At 53.0% G+C, this 5,311-nt stretch carries 2 protein-coding genes; both read left to right on the top strand.

The features are described from left to right. Window positions 1–4,962: non-ribosomal peptide synthetase (locus tag N3Z11_RS17965; RefSeq protein ID WP_260658566.1), on the top strand; the 4,962-nt coding region annotated here is incomplete at its 5' end. Next, window positions 4,959–5,311 (top strand): condensation domain-containing protein (locus N3Z11_RS17960; RefSeq protein WP_260658565.1); only part of this gene is annotated, 353 nt, incomplete at its 3' end. The genes N3Z11_RS17965 and N3Z11_RS17960, both read left to right, overlap by 4 nt.

Here is a 5,311-nt window from a genome sequence, read left to right as displayed (position 1 = left end):
GCGGAGTTTGGTCAGGAGCTGGCGCTCAAAACAATCTTCGCCAGGCCTGAGATCCGTCAGCTGGCATTGGTATTGGACCAGCAGGCAGAGCCACAGAGTTTTCCACCGATTCAACCTGTATGCCGGCAGCAGCCTTTGCCGCTTTCTTATGCCCAGCGCCGGTTATGGCTGATTGACCAAATCGAAGGCAGCAGCCACTACCATATGACCACCATGCTGAAACTCAGCGGTGAGCCGAATCTGCCGCTCCTCAATGCCAGTCTGACTTTCCTGATACAACGGCATGAGTCGCTGCGGACAGTATTTGTACCGGACGCGGAGCATGATGTTGTACAAATGATCCGACCGCCCATTGCCTTTGAAATCTGTTGTCCTGACTTAGCGGCAGATGATGTCAGAAGCCAATTGGCGCAACTGATCGAACAGCCTTTTGACCTGCAACAGGACAATCTGTTGCGTGCTTATTTACTGCAAACCGCGGCACAAGAGCATGTATTACTTATTGTGGCGCACCATATCATTATGGATGGCTGGTCGCTTCAGCAGCTGACGGAAGAATTCTGTGTTGTCTACCGGCAGCTGAAGAGCGGCTTGCAACCTGCACTGCCCGCGCTGCGCCTGCAGTACGCAGATTATGCATACTGGCAGCAGCAATCCCTGGTCTCAGGAATACTGGAGCAACAATTGTTGTACTGGGAGCAGAAGCTGGCAGGCATGCCCCAGTTACACCGTTTACCACTGGATAAGTTCCGCCCGCCGGTGCAGAGTTTCCGGGGAGCGCAAGTCCAATCTGTGCTTCCGCCCGCACTGTTGCATCGTCTGAACAGCTATTGTCAGTCGCGTCATGCCAGCCTTTTTATGGGGTTGCATGCTATTTACAGCGTGTTGCTGGCCTGGTTCAGCTATGAGCGTGACATTGTCATTGGCACGCCGGTGGCGAACCGCTCTGCGCCGGACACTACACAGATCGTTGGTTTTTTTGTCAATACTCTGGTGCTGCGCAGCGACCTTAGTGGAGAACCAGACTTTCATACCGTGCTGGACCAGAGCAAAACCTTGTTATCAGACGCGTATGCACATCAGGAGACGCCTTTTGAGATGCTGGTTGCGCGTTTGCAGCCAGAACGAACTCCCAGCTACAGCCCGCTGGTTCAGGTGATGCTGGTTCTGCAAAATCAGCAAGGGCCAGAGTTGCAGCTTGATGGTCTGCAAGTGACCGGACTGACGCCACCGGCAGGGCAGACCAAATATGATTTGAGTCTGATCGCACAGGAGTCGCCGGCCGGCTTGGAACTTTGCTGGGAATACAGCCTTGACCTCTTTGATCATCATTCAGTGCAACAGATGGCTGACAGCTTTATCAGATTCACTGAATTAATGCTGGAGCGGCCGGAACAACCGGTGTTTTTAATGGAACCGGCAGCTAAACCGCAGTTATTAAAGACCGCCATCTGTAATCAGCAACAGGCTGAAACAACTTTGGCAGATACATTAAGCACTGTAGCGGCCCGTTATCCGCAGCGTGTGGCACTGCAGTTTGATGACGCTGTACTCAGTTATGCTGAACTGGAACAGCGTGCAACTGAACTGGCGTTATGCCTGCAAATTTATCATCAGGTGCAACCGGACTCTCTGGTCGGGATTTGCATGGAGCATTCATTTGAGCTGGTGATTGCGATGTTAGCTGTGCTGAAATGCGGTGCGGCTTTTGTGCCGCTGGATCCCGAATTTCCTTTGGCAAGACGCCAGTACATGCTCGCGGATTCCGGTGCCTGTCTGGTGATTGGCATGGGAAATTCAGTCGCTGATCTGCAGCACACCAGGGTACTGTTACTGGACGATGCCGAACTGACAAGGCAGTTGCAGCAATGCCGGCAGCAAAGCGCCGGTTTCAGTCCGGTTCATGGCAGGCTTGCTTATGTTATTTATACATCCGGTACCACAGGGATGCCCAAAGGGGTAATGCTCGGATCGGATAATCTGCTCAGTTCCAGTCTGGCCCGCCGTGAATTTTATGGTGAGCAACAGGTTAAACTGATGGTACTGAGTTCTTATGCATTGGATTGTTATATCGGAGGCCTGTTCTGGAGCCTGTTGACCGGTGGCAGTTTTGTTATAGTCCCCAAAGACGCGCTGCTTGAGCCTGCTGTTATTTTGCAGGCGTTGGACAAAACCGCGGTCAATTATCTGATGTGCGGCCAGGCCGTTTACAAAGATCTACTTGCCGGGATGAACCCGGCCGATTTGCCTGCACTGCAGACAGTGATCCTGGGGGGCGAAGCTTTTACCATGTCACTGGTGCGCAGCCATCGTCGTCTGGTCGCGCATGCCGCTTTGTTTAACGAATATGGCCCAACGGAAGCGACCGTCTGGAGTAGCTGTTATGCGGTGACTGACCAGCCGGACGATCGAGCCATTCCGATTGGGCAGGCCAGACCCGGTGCTCAGTTGTATGCTGTGAATGCGGCTTTAATGCCTGTGCCGGCAGGTGCCATCGGAGAGCTACTGATAGGCGGTGATGGCATCGCTGCTGGTTACCTGAATAACCCGCAACTGACCCGGCAGCGGTTTGTGCGGCCGCCCTGGTCGGCAGGCCGCTGTTTGTACCGGACCGGCGACCTGGTGCGTTGGTTGCCTGATGGCAATTTCAGTTATTTAGGCCGGATCGATCAACAAGTCAAAATCCGCGGCTTGCGGGTTGAACTCTCTGAGATAGAAAACGCCCTGCTGATCTGTGCTGACATTCAGGAAGCCGTTGTGCTGGCATTAAAAGACCCGCGTGCTGAAATGCGGCTGGTTGCTTATGTGGTGATGGCTGGCGATGAGGCATGTTCAGCAGAGCAATTGCGGCAGCGCTGGAATAACAGTCTGGCAGAACAATTACCACGCCACATGTTACCTGCGCAGTATGTAGTGCTGCCGGCGATGCCATTAACACCAAACGGTAAAATCAACAGGGCAGCATTACCCTGTCCTGACTGGAATCAGACTGATCGTCTTTACCGGGCACCTCGTCACAGCATTGAGCAGGCATTGTGTGAGATTTATCAGTGTTTGCTTGGGGTGGAACGGGTCGGCATCGATGATAACTTCTTTGCGCTTGGCGGACATTCGTTGCTGGCGACGCGGTTACTCGGTCTGATTCAACAGCGGCTGAAGAAACGATTACCGCTGAAGGCAATTTTCAGCACGCCGGATATTGCGGGATTGGCTGAGCTGCTGGCTACAGAACATGGGCAGGATCCACAACCGGCGATACAAAAAGCGCAGGATGATTTACCCCTGCAGCTGTCTTTTGCGCAGCAAAGGATGTGGCTGCTTTCGCAAATTGAAGGGAGTAACTCACAATACAATATTCCGCTGACCCTGATGATAGAAGGGCCGTTGCAGGTTAAGGCGCTGGAACAGGCTATTGCTGCCATACTGCAGCGTCATCAGAGTCTGCGCACTGTATTTAAGCACGACCTGCAGCTTCAGCTGCACCAGCATATATTGCCGGCTACGGGTTTTACCCTGAAACAACATCATCTTAGCGATCTGGCAGAGCCGGAGCAGCGGTTAGCGCTGCAGGCACTGCTTGATGCAGATATGCAACTTGGCTTTGATTTAGGTGCTGATCTGATGTTGCGGGGCATGCTGATAATGCTGTCGGCGCAGCGTTATTGTCTGCAGCTGATGTTGCATCACATTGCTGCAGACGGTTGGTCCATTGGAATTTTATCGCGCGAGCTGTCAGCAGCATATCATGCAGCATGCCTGGGTATAGCTGTGGCGCAGCCAGCCGCAGAGATACAGTATGCAGATTATGCGCAGTGGCAACGCAGTTGCTTCACCGATGATGTGCTGCAATCGCAACTGGATTACTGGAGCCGGGAGTTGGCCGCTTTGCCGGCAGTGCACCAGGTGCCCACCGATTTTGCCCGCCCGGCGCTGCAGTCTTATGATGGTGCAGTCTACCACTGTCAGCTGGACAGCGAGGTATTCCGGCACTTCAGGCAGCTTTGCCTGCAACAGGGTGCAACGCTTTACATGGGCTTGCATGCGATCTTTACCAGTCTGCTGGCGCTTTGCAGCAATAGTGAGGATATCGTCATTGGCTGTTCTGTGGCCAATCGTGAACAACCACAAGTCAGTGAGCTGATAGGTTTGTTTGCCAATGTGCTGGTGATCCGGACCCGGGTGAATGCTGAGCTGACCCTAAGCGCAGCTATAGCACAAAGCAAACAGAAACTGCTTGCTGCCTATGCCAATCAGCAGGTGCCTTTTGAGATGCTGGTTGAACGACTGCAGCCTGAACGGCATGCCGGTCATAGCCCATTGTTTCAGATCATGCTGGATTATCATAATCACGACGTGCAGCCGTTGCAGCTTGATCAACTTGAAGTCACACCGCTGACGTCGCATATCACGCAGGCAAAATACGAACTGTCAGTGAACGCCATTGAACAGGATGGCACTTTGCATCTGAGCTGGGAGTACAACACGGCCTTGTTTGACAGCAGCAGAATTGAGCTGATGGCTCAGGAGCTGCTCAGGTTAATGTCATCAGCAGTGCAGGATCAGAATCTGGTATTACGAAACTTCCCTGTTGCTGCAGCGCTGACGACCGGCGTGATCCATGGGGCTGCGCCTGCACCTGTTGCAAACGGAGGCACTCAGCCGCCTGTCAATGCAGTGGAGCAGCAGTTGCAGCTGATGTGGGCAGAAGTCCTGTCACTGGAGCCAGAGACCCTGGGGGTGACCGATAATTTCTTTGAACTTGGCGGCAATTCGCTGGCGATGATTAAGCTGATCACCAAAGTTCATCAACAATTTCAGGTTCGTTTGCCGGTCCAGCGTGTGTTCGAAGAACCCGTCATCCGCCAGATGGCCACACTGATCAATCTGTTTAATAAAGCGCAGCACCTGAGCCCCGGGGCAAAGGACAGTATTGCCGATAATGAAGTGGAAGAAGTGATATGAAAGACCTTGTCGAATTGCTCAGCGTGCTGGAGCTGCGTGGTATTGAACTGCGGCTGGATGATGAACAAAATTTAAGGATCAAAGGGCGCAAAGAGTTACTGACACCGGAACTGACTGAGCAAATCAGATCTGTGAAACCGCAGTTGGTTAGTCTGTTACAGGAAACCCATGCAGTACCGGCAATACAGCGACGGGCTCCAGATGTCCACGAAGTGCCGCTGTCCTACGCACAGCAGAGGTTATGGTTGTTATCGCAGATAGATGGCGGCAGCGAACATTACACTATTCCGGCGGCGCTGAGTCTTAGCGGTGAGCTGGATGTGATGGCGCTGGAGCGTGCTTTTGATGA

The organism is Rheinheimera sp. 4Y26, from assembly GCF_025245835.1.
In the GTDB taxonomy this organism is placed as follows: Bacteria; Pseudomonadota; Gammaproteobacteria; order Enterobacterales; family Alteromonadaceae; genus Pararheinheimera.
Note: the sequence above shows the minus strand (reverse complement) of the source record. Positions and strands in the feature narration are given on the sequence as shown.